The organism is Pseudomonas grandcourensis (assembly GCF_039909015.1).
Lineage (GTDB): Bacteria > Pseudomonadota > Gammaproteobacteria > Pseudomonadales > Pseudomonadaceae > Aquipseudomonas > Aquipseudomonas grandcourensis.
In genome coordinates, this window is sequence record NZ_CP150919.1 from 664,828 (window position 1) to 682,907 (window position 18,080).

An 18,080-nucleotide genomic window follows, 5' to 3' on the forward strand; every position below is an offset into this window, starting at 1 on the left:
CGGTGGTGTGTCGGCTGGTCCTGGCTGACATTGCTCCGACGTATATCTGTATTTTCCTTAGAAGAACCGCACAGCCACATGTGCAGGTTCTCATTGCGTGAGATTGCGTTATGGATGGTATTTTCCTGCAGCAACTGGTCAACGGCCTGACCCTCGGGTCGGTCTATGGCCTGATCGCCATCGGCTACACAATGGTCTATGGCATCATCGGCATGATCAACTTCGCCCACGGCGAGGTTTACATGATTTCCGCTTACCTCGCGGCAATCAGTCTGGCTCTGCTGGCTTACTTCGGTATCGAATCTTTCCCGCTGCTGATGCTTGGCACACTGATCTTCACCATCGTCGTCACGGCGGTGTATGGCTGGGTCATCGAGCGTGTCGCCTACAAACCCCTGCGTAACTCCACTCGACTCGCACCGCTGATCAGTGCGATCGGTATTTCCCTGATCCTGCAAAACTACGCACAGATCTCCCAGGGCGCTAAGCAGCAAGGCGTTCCGACTCTGCTCACGGGTGCTTGGCGCGTTGATATCGGTACCGGTTTCGTTCAGTTGACCTACACCAAGGTCTTCATTCTGATCGCTGCGTTCGTCGGGATGGGCCTGCTGACCTACGTCATCAAGTACACCAAGCTCGGCCGCATGTGCCGTGCAACCCAGCAAGACCGCAAGATGGCTTCGATCCTGGGGATCAACACCGACCGGGTGATTTCCTACGTATTCATCATCGGTGCAGCGATGGCGGCCCTGGCCGGCGTGCTGATCACCATGAACTACGGCACATTCGACTTCTATGCCGGCTTCATCATCGGGATCAAGGCGTTCACCGCCGCGGTGCTCGGCGGGATTGGCTCACTGCCCGGCGCGATGCTCGGCGGGATCATCCTCGGGATTTCCGAGTCGCTGTTTTCCGGTCTGGTGAACTCGGACTACAAAGACGTTTTCAGCTTCTCGTTGCTGGTCCTCGTTCTGGTCTTTCGGCCTCAAGGCCTGCTCGGCCGTCCTCTTGTGTCGAAGGTGTAAGCGATGTCTTCAACCACTAAAAAAACCATTGATATCAAAAAAAGTCTGGTTGACGCGATTCTTGCCGGCCTCATTGCCCTGATCGTGTTCGGGCCGATTGTCGGCGTCGTTCTCGATGGCTATGGCTTCAACCTGGAAACCACCCGGGTGGCGTGGATCGTGGCGATCGTCATGGCCGGTCGCTTTGCCCTGAGCATGTTCCTGCAGACACCCAAGGGCCTGAAAATCCTCGAAGGCTTTGAAACGACAGGCTCCGGGGTGCATGTGCTGGCGCCGGACTACAAGTCGCGGCTGCGCTGGATCATCCCGCTGATGATCGTCATTGCCGTGGTGCTGCCGTTTTTCTCCAACTCCTACCTGCTGGGCGTGGTCATCCTCGGGCTGATCTACGTGCTGCTGGGGCTGGGGCTGAACATCGTGGTCGGCCTGGCCGGCCTGCTCGACCTCGGTTACGTGGCGTTCTACGCCATCGGTGCCTACGGTCTGGCGCTCGGTTATCAATACCTTGGTTTGGGCTTCTGGACGGTGTTGCCGCTGGCGGCGATTACCGCCGGCCTGGCCGGTTGCATCCTCGGTTTCCCGGTGTTGCGCCTGCACGGCGACTACCTGGCGATCGTGACCCTGGGCTTCGGTGAAATCATTCGCCTGATCCTCAACAACTGGTTGTCGCTGACTGGCGGCCCGAACGGAATGCCGGCACCGCTGCCGACCTTCTTCGGCCTGGAGTTCGGCAAGCGGGCGAAGGACGGTGGAGTTCCATTCCATGAGTTCTTCGGCATCGCCTACAACCCGGACGTGAAGTACTACTTCATCTACGCGATACTGTTCCTGGTGGTACTGGCCGTGCTGTACATCAAGCATCGCCTGACCCGCATGCCGGTCGGTCGCGCCTGGGAAGCCCTGCGCGAAGACGAAATCGCCTGCCGCTCCATGGGCCTGAACCACGTGCTGGTCAAACTCTCGGCATTCACCATCGGCGCTTCGACGGCCGGCCTGGCCGGGGTGTTCTTCGCCACCTACCAGGGCTTCGTCAACCCGACCTCGTTCACCTTCTTCGAATCGGCGCTGATCCTCGCCATCGTGGTACTGGGGGGCATGGGTTCGACCATAGGCGTGGTGATTGCAGCCTTCGTGCTGACCGTCGCCCCGGAACTGCTGCGTGGCTTTGCCGAGTATCGCGTGCTGCTGTTCGGCATCCTGATGGTGTTGATGATGATCTGGCGACCGCGCGGCCTGATTCGGATCAGTCGTACCGGTGTGACCCCGCGTAAAGGAGTAGCGCCATGAGCGAAGTCGTACTCAGTGTAGAAAAGCTGATGATGCACTTCGGCGGCATCAAGGCGTTGAGCGATGTCAGCCTGAAAGTGCACCGCAACTCGATCTTCGCCCTGATCGGCCCTAACGGCGCCGGCAAGACCACGGTGTTCAACTGCCTGACCGGGTTCTACAAAGCCTCCGGAGGCAAGATCGAACTCAACATTCGTGGACAACAGACCAACGTCATCAAGTTGCTGGGCGAGCCGTTCAAGCCAACGGATTTCGTTTCGCCGAAATCCTTCGCCAGTCGGCTGTTCTACAAGGCGTTCGGCGGCACCCACCTGGTGAACCGCGCCGGACTGGCGCGGACCTTCCAGAACATTCGCCTGTTCAAGGAAATGTCGGTGCTGGAAAACCTGCTGGTGGCCCAGCACATGTGGGTCAACCGCAACATGCTGGCCGGCATCCTCAATACCAAGGGCTATCGCAAGGCCGAAAGCGATGCGCTGGACCACGCGTTCTACTGGCTGGAAGTGGTGGACCTGGTGGACTGCGCCAACCGCCTGGCCGGTGAACTGTCCTACGGCCAGCAGCGTCGCCTGGAAATCGCCCGCGCCATGTGCACCCGTCCGCAGATCATCTGCCTCGACGAACCGGCCGCCGGCCTCAACCCTCAGGAAACCGAAGCGCTGAGCGCGATGATCCGGCTGCTGCGCGACGAGCACGATCTGACCGTGGTGCTGATCGAACACGACATGGGCATGGTTATGAGTATCTCCGACCACATCGTGGTGCTGGACCACGGTATCGTCATCGCCGAGGGTGGACCCGATGCGATTCGTCACGATCCGAAAGTGATTGCGGCCTACCTGGGCGCCGAAGAAGAGGAGGTGGTATGAGTAAACCCATCCTCGAACTCAAGGATCTGGACGTGTTTTACGGCCCGATCCAGGCCCTTAAAGGTGTCTCGCTGCACATCAACGAAGGGGAAACCGTCAGCCTGATCGGCTCCAACGGTGCCGGCAAGTCGACCCTGCTGATGTCGATCTTCGGCCAGCCAAGGGCCGCGGACGGGCAAATCCTTTATCAGGGCGTGGACATTACCCACAAGTCGTCCCACTACATCGCCTCCAACGGCATCGCGCAATCGCCGGAAGGGCGGCGGGTGTTCCCCGACATGACCGTCGAAGAGAACCTGCTGATGGGAACCATCCCTATCGGTGACAAGTACGCCAAGGAGGACATGCAGCGCATGTTCGAGCTGTTCCCTCGGCTCGAAGAGCGGCGTACCCAGCGGGCGATGACCATGTCCGGTGGCGAGCAGCAAATGCTAGCTATCGCCCGTGCCCTGATGAGCCGGCCGAAGTTGTTGCTGCTCGATGAGCCGAGCCTGGGCCTGGCGCCAATCGTGGTGAAGCAGATCTTTGCAACGCTGCGGGAACTGGCCAAGACCGGCATGACCATCTTCCTGGTGGAGCAGAACGCCAACCACGCCCTGCGGTTGTCGGACCGGGCTTACGTGATGGTCAACGGCGAGATCCGCATGACCGGCACCGGCAAGGAGTTGCTGGTCAACGAGGATGTGCGTAACGCCTATCTCGGCGGGCACTGAGTCTGCTTTGTGATGCACAAGCCCCGGCGCGCAATCGCCGGGGCTTTTTACATCTCCCAAACACCACTAAACCCTGTGGGAGCGAGCTTGCTCGCGATAGCAATCGATCAGTCAATATTGATGTTGACTGACAAACCGCTATCGCGAGCAAGCTCGCTCCCACAGGTTTTTGGTGTGCCTGCGGGAAATTGTGGAAAACAAATTTCCCAAGCTCGCAAAGCGCGACATAAAGCCGCTGCAAATAGTTGTTTTGTCACGGTTTTGACTTGTCCCCGTTTGCTGTGGAACCGGCTGTGAATAACGTGGGAGTAGCTGGCTGGAGGCCTTTTAAACCGTGGCCTGCAGAGGTGTGGTTGTTTTTTGATCAGGTGTTTTTGCGCAGCTTGCAGGCCGCTTTGTCAACCTTTTTGTTCGGAATGAAAACGCATGGAATCGGCGTGGACAAGCCTGTGGATAAGTCTGTGACTAAACTCTGGAAAGACTCGGCTGAAGGCCGTAGTTACTGGCTTGGCGCAATCGTCGGTTTGACCCGTCAGTCATGAAAATGGCCAAGGGCTACACGGCAGGCGGTCGAGGGTCAAGCAAAAAAGTTTCAAAACCCCGCGCAAAGCCTTGTGGATAGCGGCTTGCAGCTTTTCCACTTGCCCCCAAAGACTGTGGACCGGCCTGTGGATAACGTGCGCGCACATGGCTGTAGGCCACGCTGGTAAAGGGCTTGCCGGGATTGAGCGTTTTTTGAACAGATTGAACGGTGGTTGCCGCTGTGAACAAGGCCGGGCATGCTGCCTGCTGATTTTCTATTCCAATGGCTGGCGATCAGCCGAAGCAAGGAGAACACGATGTCCAACACCCTGTTTATTACCGGCGCGACCTCCGGTTTTGGTGAAGCCTGTGCCCGTCGTTTTGCCGAGGCCGGCTGGAAACTGGTGCTGACTGGCCGTCGTGAAGAGCGCCTCAATGCGTTGTGCGCCGAGCTGTCGAAGCAGACCGAAGTCCATGGCCTGGTGCTCGATGTGCGTGATCGCAAGGCCATGGAGGAGGCGATTGCCAATCTGCCGCCATCCTTTGCCAAACTGCGCGGGCTGATCAACAACGCCGGGCTGGCCCTGGGTGTTGATCCGGCGCCCAAGTGCGACCTGGACGACTGGGACACCATGGTCGATACCAACGTAAAAGGCCTGATGTACAGCACCCGATTGCTGTTGCCGCGCCTGATCGCCCACGGTCGTGGTGCCGGTATCGTCAACCTGGGTTCCATCGCTGGCAACTACCCGTACCCGGGCAGTCACGTGTATGGCGCGACCAAGGCGTTCGTCAAACAGTTCTCCGTGAACCTGCGCTGCGACCTGCAAGGCACGGGCGTACGGGTCAGCAACATCGAGCCGGGCCTGTGCGAGAGCGAGTTCTCGCTGGTGCGTTTTGCCGGTGACCAGGAACGCTACAACGCCACTTACGCCGGCGCCGAGCCGATTCAGCCGCAGGACATCGCCGAGACCATCTTCTGGGTGCTCAATGCCCCGGCGCACATCAACATCAACAGCCTGGAGCTGATGCCCGTGAGCCAGACCTGGGCCGGGTTTGCTATCGAGCGTAAGTCTTAAGACCGCGTAACGGCCAATCGCGAGCAAGCTCGCTCCCACAGGGATCTGCTAACACCTGAGAACCTTGTGGGAGCGAGCTTGCTCGCGATGAGGCCAGCTCAGCTAGCGCAAGACATCAGCTAGACTCCTCACCCAATAACTCCGCCACACCCGGCGGTCTAGAGGTATTAGAGGAGATCAAGTGAGTAATCGAGGCGAGCAGTCGCTGCTCAAACAATCGACCTTCCTGATGCTCGCCGTGACATTCGCCGGGATCATCACCGGTTTTGCTTCGGGCGCCCAATCCATCCTGTTCGATGGCTTCTTTTCGTTGATCGCGGCCTTCATCAAGGTCTTGATGCTGATCACCGCCCGGCTGATCGCCAAGGAAAGCAACCAGCGCTTCCAGTTCGGCTCCTGGCACCTGGAGCCCATGGTGCTGGTGATCGAGGGCAGCTTCATTTTCCTGGTCGCTATTTATGCCTTTCTCAACGGTGTGTTCGGCATCATCAGTGGTGGCCGCGAGGTCGAACTGGGGTTGGTGATCTTCTACGCGGCGTTCTTCACTGTCGTTGAGCTCATTTATTTTTTCTACGTCCGCGAACGCAATCGCACGCTCAAGTCATCGCTGATCCAGTTCGACAACATCAGTTGGCTGGTGGACGCGATGCTGTCGGCGGGCCTGCTGGTGAGCTTCCTGATCGCGTTGCTGCTCAAGACCCAGGGGTACGACAAGTGGGCGGTGTATGTCGACCCGATGATCCTGATCCTGCTGGCCTTGGGCATGCTCCCCCCGGCGTTCAAAATCCTCGGACCGGCATTGCGCGATGTGCTGGGGATCGTCCCGGATCAACTGGACGACAAGGTGCGTCAGGTGATGGAGGAGGCGAAGGTCGAGCATGGTTTCGACGATTACATTTCCTACGTGCAGAAACACGGCAGGGCCTGTTTTATCGAGATTCACATCGTATTGCCGAAGGATTACTGGCTGGACGGTGTGGGGCAACTGGACAGTTTGCGCGAGGAAATTTCCACAAAACTTGGCGAGCCGGATGCCGCACGATGGTTGACCATCAGCTTTACCGGGGATCGCAAGTGGATTGAGTGACTGGTTTCCCTCTCACTAATCAGTCAGCCGAGATATTGCACTAACCCGCGATAACAGGTCGCCAGGTGATAGGGCGTGGTCGATGGCATGTCGCGGCGGCTGACTTCACCGTGCTCGTCACGGCATTCGTACCAGCCGCCGGCATGCAGCGAACGCTGCTGCAATGCTTGCAATTGACGCAGTACAACCGCTTCGCTGTCCGGACGCAGCGTCAATGCGCGCAGGTACTCGGCCTGGGCCCAGATCCGCTGCGTGGCGTCCCGCACGCCACCCTCCGCTGCGAAGTCGAGCATCGCCCGCACGGCGCCAGTCTGCTGATCGACGCCCACTTGCTCGGTAAAGGCGAAGGCCCGCTCCAGATCGGCATGCAGCGTCGAATTGCGCAACAGCGCCGAGGATTCCAGCAGGAAATACCACTCGAACTGGTGCCCCGGTTCAAACCAGTTATCCACAGCCCCTAGCGGCTTTTCCATCAATACGCCGTGCTGCGGATCGATAAAGCGCGCGTGCATGGCTGTGCATAACTCGACGAGTGCCTGTTGCACGTCGAGGTCTTCGCGCACCGACAGGGTGGCGAGGAATGCTTCGGCCAGGTGCATCAGCGGATTTTGCAAAGGGCCGCTATCCAGCGATGCCCAGTTGCGGTCGAGGGTGGCTTCGTACAGACCGTCGTCCGTGGCGAAACGCTGCGCGACCACTTCCAGCGAGGCGTTGAGCACCGACTCCACCAGCGGCTCGCGGACCTTGTCCCAGTAATGGGCGCAGGCGAACAGGATGAAGACGTGGGTGTAGAGGTCTTTACGCTGATCCAGCGGCGCCCCTTGTGCATCGACACTGTAGAACCAGCCGCCATGCTCGGCATCGTGGAAGTGCCGCTGCAACGAGCGGAACAACGCGGCGGCACGCTCTTCGGCGCCCGGCACCTGACCGATCAGGCTGGCAAACAGATACAACTGCCGCGCACAGGCCATGGCCCGGTAGCGTTGCGGTGGCAGCGGTCGGTGTTCGGCATCCAGCGCCTCGTAGGGCAACGCCATGTCGGCGTTCCAGCCCGGACCTTGCCAGAGCGGCATGATGACGTTCAGGAAGTGCTGATGCACCGAGGCGAACAGGGCGGTCAATTCAGGCTGGGAGGCGGAGCGGGAAACAGGCGGCATTGGCTGGCGTCGTCACGGCAGGGGCGATTGCGCGACATGTTAGCAGGCCTGAGCGGGGTGGTGTCTGTCAGGCCGTCATCGCGAGCAGGCTCGCTCCCACACTGGAACTGTATGCACAGGAGCAATGTGGGAGCGAGCCTGCTCGCGATGGGGCCATCACAGGCAACAAAAATCAGCCAGCCAGCAACCACACCCCGGTCGCCGCCGAAGCAGCACCCGCCAATCGCACCAATGGCGCTGCGGCCTGCGGCAACACCCGCACCAGCACATAACCCGCCGCGTGCAACACCGCCGTCGCCACGACAAAGCCTGCGGCGTAGGTCCAGGGACTCGACATGTCCGGCAGTTCCAGCCCGTGCGCGACACCATGAAACAATGCAAACAAAGCCGTCGCACCTACTGCCATCACCAACGGTGGACGCACCGCCAAGGCAACCGCCAGCCCCAAGGCCAACACGGAAGCAGCAATCCCGCTCTCCAGTGCCGGCAGGTTCAGTCCTTCAAAACCCAACAGCCCGCCAATCAACAGGGTGCCGACAAAGGTGCTCGGCAACGCCCAGCGTGCGGCGCCTTGTTGTTGCGCTGCCCAAAGGCCGACCGCCAGCATCGCCAGCAAGTGATCGAGACCGCCCAGCGGATGGCTGATACCGGCCATCAAGCCATTGTCGCCATGTCCCGGATGGGCGAAGGCGAGGGCCGGGGTCAGCAGCAGGGCCAGGGCGCCGAGAATACGTTTGAGTGTCATGGATAAGCTTCCTTGTTGATAAGTTGTGATCAGGCCGCGGTCAGCAAACCCTGGCGTTCGATGAAGGCGATGATCTCTTCCAGGCCCAGGCCGGTTTTCTGATTGCTGAACACGAACGGCTTGCCGTTGCGCATGCGCTGGGTGTCGCTGTTCATCATCTCCAGTGAGGCACCGACCAACGGCGCGAGGTCGATCTTGTTGATCACCAGCAGGTCGGACTTGCAGATCCCCGGCCCGCCTTTGCGCGGCAGCTTGTCGCCGGCCGAGACGTCGATCACGTAGATGGTCAGGTCGGACAGTTCCGGGCTGAAGGTCGCGGAAAGGTTGTCGCCCCCGGACTCCACGAGAATCAGGTCCAGCCCGGGAAAGCGGCGGTTGAGCTGATCCACGGCTTCGAGGTTGATCGAGGCGTCTTCGCGGATGGCCGTGTGCGGGCAGCCACCGGTTTCCACACCGATGATGCGTTCCGGCGCCAGGGCTTCGTTGCGCACCAGAAAATCGGCGTCTTCGCGGGTGTAGATGTCGTTGGTCACGACGGCCAGGTTGTAGCGCTCGCGCAGGGCCAGGCACAGGGCCAGGGTCAGAGCGGTTTTGCCGGAGCCGACCGGGCCGCCGATGCCGACACGCAGGGGTTGTGTGTTCATGTGGTTCTCCAAAATAACAGGCCCTAGGAACGGAACAGGCGGCTGTACTGGCGCTCGTGGGCCATACACGCCAGGGACAGGCCGAAAGCGGCGCTGCCGTAATGATCGGGATGGATTCGGGTGGCGTTCTGCTGAGCTTGTTGAAGCAGCGGCAACAGTTCGCTGGTCAAGCGTTGGGCGGCTTGTTGACCCAGGGGCAGGGTTTTCATCAGCACTGCCAATTGGTTTTCCAGCCAGCTCCAGAGCCATGCGGCGAGGGCGTCCTGCGGGCTGATCTGCCAGGCGCGCGCGGCCAAGGCCCACCCCAGGGCCAGATGTGGCTCGCTGCGTTGTTCAAGGAAGGCGCGGGCGGGGGCGTCGAGTTCCGGCAAGCCATTGAGCAATTGCTGCAACGAGTAGCCCATCTGCCGGCTCTCCTGATGCAGCTCGCGGGTTTCGCGACTGGCGCGATGCGCTTCGCAGCGAAGCAGCAATTCGTCCCAGTTTTCCTCGCAGGCGGCCACGCAATGGGCGAGCAATAACGGCGCTTCGAAGCGTGCCAGATTCAAAAGCAACTGATCGCTGATCCAGCGTCGCGCACTGTCGGGGTCGTGAACCCGGCCGTTATCCACAGCCATTTCCAGCCCTTGGGAATAGCTGTAGCCGCCAATCGGCAATTGCGGACTGGCCAGGCGCAACAGCGCCCAGGCCGGGTTCATGTGCGTACGCCGAACTGGTGCAGTTTCGGCGCGTAGTTGAAGTCTTCATCGCCGTGGCGAGAATGATGATGGCCACCGCCGTAGGCACCGTGTTCCGGCTGGAACGGCGCCTCGATGTTCACGGCAACGGCACCGAGTTGCTCGAGCATGGCCTTGAGCACGTAATCGTCGAGCAGGCGCAACCAGCCGTCGCCGACTTGCAGGGCGACATGACGGTTGCCCAGGTGATAGGCCGCGCGGGTCAGTTCGAAGGCATTGGCACAGGTGACGTGCAGCAAGTGTTCGGGGCGAGCGCAGACACGCACGATTCGCCCGTCTTCGGCTTGCAGGCATTCGCCGTCATGCAATGGCGGCTGACCGCGCTCCAAAAACAACCCGACGTCTTCGCCCTCGGCACTGAAACAGCGCAAACGGCTTTTGCTGCGGGCTTCGAACGTCAGGTGCAGTTCAGCGGCCCAGACGGGTTGAGGGTCGATTCTGCGATGAATCACCAGCATCGGAAAGCTTCCAGCAATGGACAATGCTCAGGCTAGAGCAAGGGGCTTGCCAATCGAGGTGCTGCGTAGGAAATGGCTGAAGGAGACGTGGGGCTGGTGTCGATGGAGTGGGTTTTTTGGTTGAAGTTGGTGCGGTGTTTTTGAGTTGCGCACCAAGTTGAAGCGGCGCGGTTCAATGTGGGAGCGAGCAAGCTCGCTCCCACAGGGATTTCATCCACAGAAAGTTACTCGGTGCTACCGAGCCCTTGCCAATGCTTGAGGCCGATAAAGATAAACCGCAACTGCTGGGTGATTTTCGCCTGGGGCGTCAGGTGCTCGGGCAAGGCCTCGGCTGGCGGATCGATGATGTCCGGCAGGGTGGCGAACACGCTCTTGACGATCAGGTCCGCCATGACGCTGAGGTCGGCGATGTCCAGATGCTGCAGTTTCGGCATCAGTGACAAATCCGCCGCCAGGTCCGAGCTGATGTCTTCACGCAAACGGCCGATGGCCTGGCGCACCGGCAGCGAACCGCCGTATTGCTCACGGGCGAGAAACAGGAACTGCGAACGGTTGGCGCTGACCACGTCGAGAAAGATCCGTACCGAAGCATCGATGATGCCACCCATCACGAATTCGTTGTGTCGTACCAGGCGAATGGTTTCGCGGAATGTCTGGCCGACTTCGCTGACCAGCACCAGGCCCAATTCATCCATATCGGTAAAATGCCGATAGAAACCGGTCGGTACGATCCCGGCGGTTTTCGCGACTTCGCGCAGGCTCAGGCTGCCGAATCCTCGGCCGCCATCCATCAGGCGCCGGGCAGCGTCCATCAGGGCGTTACGGGTTTGTTGTTTCTGTTCGGCGCGGGGCAGCATCGCAAGGGCGTTTTCTGGACAGGGACGCGGCGCACTCTAGCAAATCGGCTTTGCCGGCGTCGAACGACTGTGCCGGGATCAGGCAGGGAAGCGCGGCATCTATCAAGCGGACCGCTGAAAAGTCAAAAGCCCAATCCGGGGATTGGGCTTTTTTTCAAGGCGGGCATGGGGCTTAGCTCACGGCGCTGTTGCGTTCGATTACACGGTCACCACCGCCTTCAGCGAGGGTTTGACCTTGTGGGGTGCGATCGGAACCATCGGCGGCAAGGGTCTGGCCTTGTGGAGTACGATCCGAACCGTCGGCAGCCAGGGTTTGACCTTGTGGGGTGCGATCGGAACCATCAGCGGCAAGGGTCTGGCCTTGTGGGGTACGATCGGAACCATCGGCAGCCAGGGTTTGGCCCTGAGGAGTCCGGTCCGAGCCATCCTGAGTGATCAAGCCTTTTTCTTTCAGGCGATCATTACCGCCTTCGGCAAGGGTCTGGCCTTGTGGTGTACGTTCAGAACCATCGGCGGCAACGGTCTGGCTGAACACCGAGTGGTCTTGTTTCACTTGCGGGGTGGCCTGGTCAGCGGCTGGCAGGGCAAAGGCAGTGCTGGCCAGCATTGAGAGTGTAAGGCTAAGCAGTAGTTGGCGTTTCATGATCGTTGTGCTCCTCGGGGGTGCGAAAAAGTGGGTACGAGAGCAATGCTACTCTCGATAAATCGATATGAAAGTTCATAAACGCAATGGTAATAATCAATGGAATTGATTGTTTGCTGCGGAGGCTCTAAACCGGTCGTTTCCGGCGAGTAGACTTGCACCGAAATGGGTATTTTCGACTCATCTTTGATATACAGAAGTGCGGGGCCGGTAACGCTGAATGACTGATTGGTCAGTATTGGACTGGGCGAAATCGGCGAAATCGGTCTATCGATTAAACCTGCCGGGTTTTTATCAGTCGTAGTTTTCATGGCGGGCCGTTTGCGGCTCACCGTTTCACATGTGCGTCGCAGTCGGGGCGCTCAGTCGTATCAGGAGCCCTGTGCAATGACGCGCACTCAAAAGACGTTTGTCTGGACCCTTTCCACTTTCCTTACCTTGTTGATGATGCTGGTGCTGATCATCGTGTTCTTCGACTGGAACCGGATCAAACCGCCGCTCAACGCGAAAATTTCCGAAGAACTGCACCGCGCTTTTGCCATCAACGGCAAACTGTCGGTGGTCTGGCAGCCCGAGCCAGATGAAGGCGGCTGGCGCGCCTGGATACCGTGGCCGCATGTGGTGGCCGAAGATTTGAGCCTGGGCAATCCCGACTGGTCGAAACAGCCGCAGATGGTCACCCTCAAGCGGGTGGAGCTGCGTATTTCACCTCTGGCATTGCTGGCGCAGCGGGTGGTGATCCCACGTATCGATCTCACCGAGCCCAACGCCCAACTGCAACGCCTGGCTGACGGGCGCGCCAACTGGACCTTCAAATTCGACCCGAAGGACCCGAACGCCGAGCCTTCGAGCTGGGTGGTGGATATCGGTGCGATCGGCTTCGACAAGGGCCACGTCACCCTCGACGACCAGAGCCTTAAGACGCAACTCGACGTGCTGATCGATCCATTGGGCAAGCCGATTCCATTCAGCGATATCGTTGGCGACAAAGCGGCGAAAGCCGCGCAGGAGAAGGGTTCATCACCCCAGGACTATGCGTTCGCCCTCAAGGTCAACGGCCAGTACCACGGCCAGAAGCTCGCGGGCCAGGGCAAGATTGGCGGGCTGTTGGCACTGCAGGATGCAGCACGGCCGTTTCCGCTTCAGGCACAGGTGAAGATCGCCGATTCCAGCGTTGAACTGGCCGGCACCCTGACCGATCCGCGGAACCTCGGCGCCCTGGACCTGCGTCTGAAATTGGCCGGCACCAGCCTGGGCAACCTCTACCCGCTGACCGGTGTGATCCTGCCGGACACGCCGCCCTATGCCACCGACGGCCATCTGATCGCCAAGTTGCACGAGGCGGGTGGCGCAGTGTTTCGCTATGAGGAGTTCAACGGCAAGATCGGCGAAAGCGACATTCACGGCAATCTGACCTACGTGGCCAGCCAGTCACGGCCAAAACTCAGCGGTTCGCTGTTGTCCAATCAATTGCTGTTCGCTGACCTGGCACCGCTGATTGGTGCCGACTCCAACGCCGAACAGAAGGCCCGAGGCGGTGACAGCAAACAACCGGCGGACAAAGTGCTGCCGGTCGAAGAGTTCAAGACCGATCGCTGGCGCGATATGGACGCCGATGTCGAGTTCACCGGCAAGCGCATCGTGCACAGCGAAAAACTGCCGTTCAACGACCTCTATACCCATCTGGTGCTCACCGATGGCGTACTCAGCCTCGAGCCGCTGCGATTCGGCGTGGCCGGCGGCAAGCTGGATGCGCAGATTCGCCTGAACGGCCGCACCGACCCACTGGAGGGCCAAGCCAGGCTCACGGCGCGAGGCTTCAAGCTCAAGCAGTTGTTCCCCGGCTTTGAACCGATGAAAACCAGTTTCGGCGAACTCAACGGCGATGCTGATATCAGCGGGCGCGGCAATTCGGTGGCCAAACTGCTGGGCAGCGCCAATGGCAATCTGAAAATGCTGATCAACGATGGCGCCATCAGTCGCGAATTGATGGAGCTGGCGGGCCTGAACGTCGGCAACTACGTGGTCGGCAAGATCTTTGGCGACAAGGAAGTGAAGATCAACTGCGCCGCCGCCGACTTCGGCATCCAGTCTGGCCTGGCGAGTACCCGCCTGTTTGTGTTCGACACCGAGAACGCCATTGTTTACATCGATGGCACGGCGAACATGGCGACCGAGCAACTGGACCTGACGATCACCCCGGAATCCAAAGGTTGGCGCCTGATTTCACTGCGTTCGCCGCTGTATGTGCGCGGCAAGTTCATCAAGCCCGATGCCGGGGTCAAGGCCGTGCCGTTGATGCTGCGCGGAGCCGGGATGGTCGCGCTGGGCGTGATCGCCGCACCGGCCGCAGGTTTGCTGGCGCTGGTGGCGCCAAGCGGCGGCGAGACGAACCAGTGTGCACCGTTGCTGGAGCAGATGAAGGCCGGCAAGGCGCCGAAGACTGTCAAAAACTGAATTTGTTGGTGAACAGTGTTCAAGCGTCCCGACTCCGGGGCGCTTGAACGGCCTACGAGGCTTGATTTTTCAACTCGAGTCGGTGGGCTCATGGATTTGCAATAACTCCGTTTCCATCCTGCTACCCAGTTTCTTGAGAATGTCATCTCTTACGCGATTGTATTGGCGCCCATCCAGCAAGGTACTCATAAGCCAAATGTTGGTCTTGTGTTCGTTGGTGGCGTTCAAAACCGGCTGGTCGAGAATATCTATTGCAATCTCTTGGGCTGTTTCGAACGCCACTTGCAGAGTTACCACGGTTTTATCGTTGCGAATAATCGTCAGCAGAATAGCCGTTGAAACCAGTATGTCCGTGGTGGTGTTGCTCAGAGTAGCGTTTCTTTGAAGTTTCTCGACGATTGCCTTGATCGCTGGCGAATCACTCTGGAGATTGGCCAATTGATCCAATGCATTAGTGAGCGCTTGCCGTTCATCTTGTGGTAAAGCACTCCCGGCGCTTTGTTCAATAATATTCAAAAGGCTACTGTTTTCAAATTCGAGTTGCTGGGTCGTCCGGCTATTGACAGTCCAGCCAATTTTTTGAACGGTATCTGTATAAGTTGGCCAAGAAACTTCACGATGTCTGCTTTTTTGTGCTGCCACCAACTCGCCTAGCAGACTGGAGGCTAGAATGTCTTTTTTAAAACTGTCGGTGTGCGAACCACAGAAAATTGTTATGTTGCCATTGACCAGCCAGGTATCAATTGTTGTTTCTTTCATATTTTGACCTGCGCGCAGTGGGTGCGAAAAGTTGTTTAAATCGGCGCGCTATGGCCGATTTAAACATGTCAGTGGCTGTTAGAAGTCAGGCAGGTCTTCAATGAATTTCTTACCGCTGTCGCTGAACTTCTTGTACAGGTCGCCACGCAGGCCGGAAAAAGTCTTAGTGTCCAGGTAAGTGCGCACTGCGCCCGTTTTTATCGTGGTTGACTGGCGGGTCGATTTCCAGAACAGAATGCCGCGGGTGCTCTCCCTTGCATCCAGGGCGATGCAGTTGAGGACCATGTTTGGTTGCCCGCCGTTATCAAGCCAGATCGGTGCGATATCGAATTTTGCCTGAGTGCCCAGCTTGGAGTTGCGGTCAAAAATCTGAATGGCACCGGGATTTTTCTGTACTGCCTCAACCGCCTTTTTCGCAACGTCAGCCAGAGTTTTAGCAGCATTGCTGCCGATCAATCCTGCTGTCACTTCCAGGGCCACCTGATCCATCGTCAGGCCAACGCGCTTGATTGTGACTTCCTGGATGTTCCTGTTTTGAGTCACCCAGCCTAGTTTGCTCAGGCCGTCAACATAGTAGCGATACCATTCAAAGAGTTGCGCGTCTCCGGGGAAGAGTTTGGTAGCGGCGTTCTGCATGACCAGTTTGCACAAGTTGACGTCGTCGATGGTGTCCTGCGAAACACCGGGCAGAAACGCATCGATGGTGCCAGGCATTACACTGGCGGTGGGTTTGTTGACGTCATGTTCGGGTTGGTCAGAGAACGTACTAATGACAGGTGTCGAGCGTTGCGTGATGATAGGGAATGTTGGCAGGGAATCAATAAATTCGAGTCGTTGTTCAAGTAGCATGAAAGTAATCCTTTACTTGTTGGTGTGAACAGCCGGCTGGCTGTGGCTGTTAGAATAAGTATGTGGATTTTAAAGTCTAGTTGTGGATTGTAACTTCAGGTTTTAGTTGTGTTTGGTGTTTGGTGTTTGGTGTTGTTTTAATGCATGTGGTGAACTTAAGTTGTTGTTCAACTTGAAAGCACTTGAGCGGTTGTCGAACCTTGATCAGCGCACCGCATGCCCGGACAACAACGCTTCTTCACGCAACCACGCAAAAAAAGCCCGAACCGGTGGATGTCGCTCACGCCCCGGTACGCACAATGCGCTGTAGCCGGCGCCATCGACCTGGACTTCCCCCCGGTATGGCAACAACAGACCACTGGCCACGCTTTCCGACACCAGAATATTGCTCGCCAGCACCAGGCCTTGCCCGGCAATTGCCGCTTGCAGGGCGTAATGCTCTTCGTCGTATTCGCGCACGGCGGGCCGGCCGCTCAGCCAGGTTTCGCCGGAGCGAGCGCACCAGGCCTCCCAGCCGTGGGCATAGAGTTTGGAGTTATGCCAGCGCACGCTGATCAGCGTTGGGGTGCGGTTCGACGCCAAGGCCACTTGTTCGGGCGAACCGTAGACGCCGAAAGACTCATCGAACAGGCACTGACCGTACAGGTTGGGGTAGTCGTCGAGGCTGTAGCGCAGCACCAGATCGACACTGGCGTCCTGGTGCAGGTCGATGACTTCGCAGTGGGTATCGAGGCGCACGTTGATGTTCGGGTGACGGGCGTAGAAGCGTCCCAGCCGTGGCACCAGCCACAGGGCGGCGAAGGCGGCGGTGGTGGAAACTGTCAGGTTGGCGCCGCTGCGTTGTGGGCGCAGGGTATCGACACTTTGCGCCACTTCGAGGAAAGCCCCGTGCAGGCTCTGGAACAGCCGTTCACCGCACTCGGTCAGTCGCACCTGGCGTGGCAGGCGCTCGAACAACGGCACGCCGAGCCAGCTCTCGAGGGAGCGGATCTGATGGGACACCGCCGTCGGAGTGACGGACAGTTCCTCGGCGGCGGCCTTGAAGCTCAACAGGCGTGAGGCGGATTCAAAGGCCCGCAGGGCGGTCAACGGCAACGAGGCAAACATTGAACACTCCATGGATGAAATGGATTCATCCAGACTGATTTCTGCTCATTTGAACGAGGACGGTGGTGAGCTTCAAGCTACAAGCCACAAGCCGTTTGAGTTTAGCCCCGAGGAGAGACAGATGAGTAGAATTCTTGCTGTTCACGCCAGCCCCCGTGGTGACCGTTCGCACTCCCGGCGTTTGGCCGAAGTGTTTCTGTCGGCCTGGCAGGCCCGTCATCCACACTCACAGTTGACCCGACGCGAAGTCGGGCGAGCGCTGATTCCGCCGGTCAACGAGGCATTCGTGGCCGCCGCTTTTTACCCCGAGCCTTCCGCCCGGCCGCTGTCGATGCAGGCCGATCTGGCGTTCAGCGACGAACTGGTTGGCGAACTGCTTGGCCACGATGTATTGCTGATATCCACGCCGATGCACAACTTCAGCGTACCCAGCGGCCTCAAGGCCTGGATCGATCAGATCGTGCGTGTCGGGGTGACCTTCGATCACAGCCTGGACAATGGCGTGGCCCAATACGAGCCATTGGTGCAGGGTAAAAAGGCCCTGATCATCACCAGTCGTGGCGGCTTCGGTTTTGGTCCGGGCGGCGAACTGGAAGCCATGAACCATGCCGACACGTTACTGCGCACGGTGCTCGGGTTCATCGGCATCACGGACGTCACCGTGGTGGCTGCCGAGGGCGAAGAGTCCGCCGAGCGCAGCTTTGAAATCTCTGCCGTCGAGGCTGAGCAGCGCTTGTTGGCGCTGGCCGGGGAGTTCTAGGTGGCCTGGCTGTTTCTGCTGGTCGCCGCCGGGTTCGAAGTTACCTTCGCCATGGGCATGAAGTACGCCGAGGGCTTCACCCGGCTCTGGCCTTCGCTGATCACCGTGGTGGCCGCCGTGGGCGGGATCTACTTCCTGACCCTGGCCATGCGCGAGTTGCCGGTGAGTATCGCGTACCCGATCTGGACCGCCATCGGTTCGCTGGGTACGGTGTTTCTCGGTTTCGCGCTGCTGGGTGAAAGCCTGACCGTGATCAAGCTGGTCTCGGTCGGGCTGATCGTGGCGGGGGTGGTGGGGTTGAAGTAGGGCGGATGACATAGACTTG

The 18,080-nt window shown here is 59.0% G+C and carries 20 protein-coding genes; 10 read left to right on the plus strand and 10 right to left on the minus strand.

What is annotated here, in order from left to right:
* Positions 1-110: 110 nt before the first annotated feature.
* The 7 genes from AABM52_RS02825 to AABM52_RS02855 all read left to right on the plus strand — a co-directional run bounded on the left by AABM52_RS02825 (position 111) and on the right by AABM52_RS02855 (position 6,582).
* Positions 111-1,025 (plus strand): branched-chain amino acid ABC transporter permease LivH, encoded by a 915-nt coding sequence (locus AABM52_RS02825; RefSeq protein WP_347910314.1) that lies wholly within the window; start codon positions 111-113, stop codon positions 1,023-1,025.
* A gap of 3 nt (positions 1,026-1,028) precedes the next feature.
* Positions 1,029-2,312 carry a high-affinity branched-chain amino acid ABC transporter permease LivM gene (gene livM, locus AABM52_RS02830; RefSeq protein ID WP_347910315.1) on the plus strand — a complete coding sequence of 428 codons (1,284 nt, stop codon included), beginning with the start codon at positions 1,029-1,031 and terminating at the stop codon, positions 2,310-2,312.
* Positions 2,309-3,181 carry an ATP-binding cassette domain-containing protein gene (locus AABM52_RS02835; protein WP_046039870.1) on the plus strand — a complete coding sequence of 291 codons (873 nt, stop codon included), beginning with the start codon at positions 2,309-2,311 and terminating at the stop codon, positions 3,179-3,181. Before livM ends, AABM52_RS02835 begins: the two co-directional genes overlap by 4 nt.
* Complete coding sequence (locus AABM52_RS02840) at positions 3,178-3,894, plus strand: ABC transporter ATP-binding protein (protein WP_007979701.1); 717 nt, start codon at positions 3,178-3,180, stop codon at positions 3,892-3,894. The genes AABM52_RS02835 and AABM52_RS02840 overlap by 4 nt, the downstream gene beginning before the upstream one ends.
* A 293-nt stretch (positions 3,895-4,187) precedes the next feature.
* Positions 4,188-4,436: a hypothetical protein gene (locus tag AABM52_RS02845; protein ID WP_347910316.1), complete on the plus strand. Its 249-nt coding sequence runs from the start codon at positions 4,188-4,190 to the stop codon at positions 4,434-4,436.
* Positions 4,437-4,733: 297 nt separating this feature from the next.
* A complete protein-coding gene (locus tag AABM52_RS02850; RefSeq protein ID WP_056725413.1) occupies positions 4,734-5,495 on the plus strand; it encodes an SDR family oxidoreductase in 762 nt (253 codons plus the stop codon).
* Between the two features lie 181 nt (positions 5,496-5,676).
* Complete coding sequence (locus AABM52_RS02855) at positions 5,677-6,582, plus strand: cation transporter (RefSeq protein WP_347910317.1); 906 nt, start codon at positions 5,677-5,679, stop codon at positions 6,580-6,582.
* 23 nt (positions 6,583-6,605) lie between these two features.
* On the opposite strand, the gene AABM52_RS02860 is transcribed toward AABM52_RS02855, so the two are convergent.
* The 7 genes from AABM52_RS02860 to AABM52_RS02890 all read right to left on the minus strand — a co-directional run bounded on the left by AABM52_RS02860 (position 6,606) and on the right by AABM52_RS02890 (position 11,823).
* Complete coding sequence (locus tag AABM52_RS02860) at positions 6,606-7,739, minus strand: AGE family epimerase/isomerase (protein WP_347910318.1); 1,134 nt, start codon at positions 7,737-7,739, stop codon at positions 6,606-6,608.
* Between the two features lie 172 nt (positions 7,740-7,911).
* Positions 7,912-8,484: a HupE/UreJ family protein gene (locus AABM52_RS02865; RefSeq protein ID WP_347910319.1), complete on the minus strand. Its 573-nt coding sequence runs from the start codon at positions 8,482-8,484 to the stop codon at positions 7,912-7,914.
* A 29-nt stretch (positions 8,485-8,513) separates the two neighbouring features.
* Positions 8,514-9,128 (minus strand): urease accessory protein UreG, encoded by a 615-nt coding sequence (ureG, locus tag AABM52_RS02870; protein WP_046039876.1) that lies wholly within the window; start codon positions 9,126-9,128, stop codon positions 8,514-8,516.
* 23 nt (positions 9,129-9,151) lie between these two features.
* Positions 9,152-9,826, minus strand: coding sequence for an urease accessory protein UreF (locus AABM52_RS02875; protein ID WP_347910320.1), 675 nt, complete (start codon positions 9,824-9,826; stop codon positions 9,152-9,154).
* Positions 9,823-10,323: an urease accessory protein UreE gene (gene ureE, locus AABM52_RS02880; RefSeq protein ID WP_347910321.1), complete on the minus strand. Its 501-nt coding sequence runs from the start codon at positions 10,321-10,323 to the stop codon at positions 9,823-9,825. The genes AABM52_RS02875 and ureE overlap by 4 nt, the downstream gene beginning before the upstream one ends.
* 224 nt (positions 10,324-10,547) lie before the next feature.
* Positions 10,548-11,180 (minus strand): TetR family transcriptional regulator, encoded by a 633-nt coding sequence (locus AABM52_RS02885; protein ID WP_347910322.1) that lies wholly within the window; start codon positions 11,178-11,180, stop codon positions 10,548-10,550.
* Between the two features lie 172 nt (positions 11,181-11,352).
* The gene (locus AABM52_RS02890) at positions 11,353-11,823 is read right to left on the minus strand and encodes a hypothetical protein (protein WP_347910323.1); all 471 of its coding nucleotides are present in this window, start codon (positions 11,821-11,823) and stop codon (positions 11,353-11,355) included.
* A 387-nt stretch (positions 11,824-12,210) separates the two neighbouring features.
* On the opposite strand from AABM52_RS02890, the gene AABM52_RS02895 reads away from it, so the two are divergent.
* Positions 12,211-14,280, plus strand: a complete 2,070-nt coding sequence (locus AABM52_RS02895; RefSeq protein WP_347910324.1) for an AsmA family protein — start codon at positions 12,211-12,213, stop codon at positions 14,278-14,280.
* Positions 14,281-14,349: 69 nt separating this feature from the next.
* Here the strand turns inward: AABM52_RS02895 and AABM52_RS02900 are convergent, their stop codons facing one another.
* The 3 genes from AABM52_RS02900 to AABM52_RS02910 form a co-directional block, all read right to left on the minus strand.
* Complete coding sequence (locus AABM52_RS02900; protein ID WP_223466350.1) at positions 14,350-15,039, minus strand: hypothetical protein; 690 nt, start codon at positions 15,037-15,039, stop codon at positions 14,350-14,352.
* 78 nt (positions 15,040-15,117) lie between these two features.
* A complete protein-coding gene (locus AABM52_RS02905) occupies positions 15,118-15,888 on the minus strand; it encodes a hypothetical protein (protein WP_046039887.1) in 771 nt (256 codons plus the stop codon).
* A 204-nt stretch (positions 15,889-16,092) separates the two neighbouring features.
* Positions 16,093-17,007 (minus strand): LysR substrate-binding domain-containing protein, encoded by a 915-nt coding sequence (locus tag AABM52_RS02910; RefSeq protein ID WP_347910325.1) that lies wholly within the window; start codon positions 17,005-17,007, stop codon positions 16,093-16,095.
* Positions 17,008-17,116: 109 nt separating this feature from the next.
* Here AABM52_RS02910 and AABM52_RS02915 point away from each other — a divergent pair, with 109 nt between their 5' ends.
* Together AABM52_RS02915 and AABM52_RS02920 are read left to right on the plus strand one after the other, a co-directional pair.
* Complete coding sequence (locus AABM52_RS02915) at positions 17,117-17,755, plus strand: NAD(P)H-dependent oxidoreductase (protein WP_347910326.1); 639 nt, start codon at positions 17,117-17,119, stop codon at positions 17,753-17,755.
* Positions 17,756-18,061, plus strand: coding sequence for a multidrug efflux SMR transporter (locus AABM52_RS02920; protein WP_347910327.1), 306 nt, complete (start codon positions 17,756-17,758; stop codon positions 18,059-18,061). It begins immediately after the preceding gene.
* The last annotated feature ends 19 nt before the right edge of the window (positions 18,062-18,080 follow it).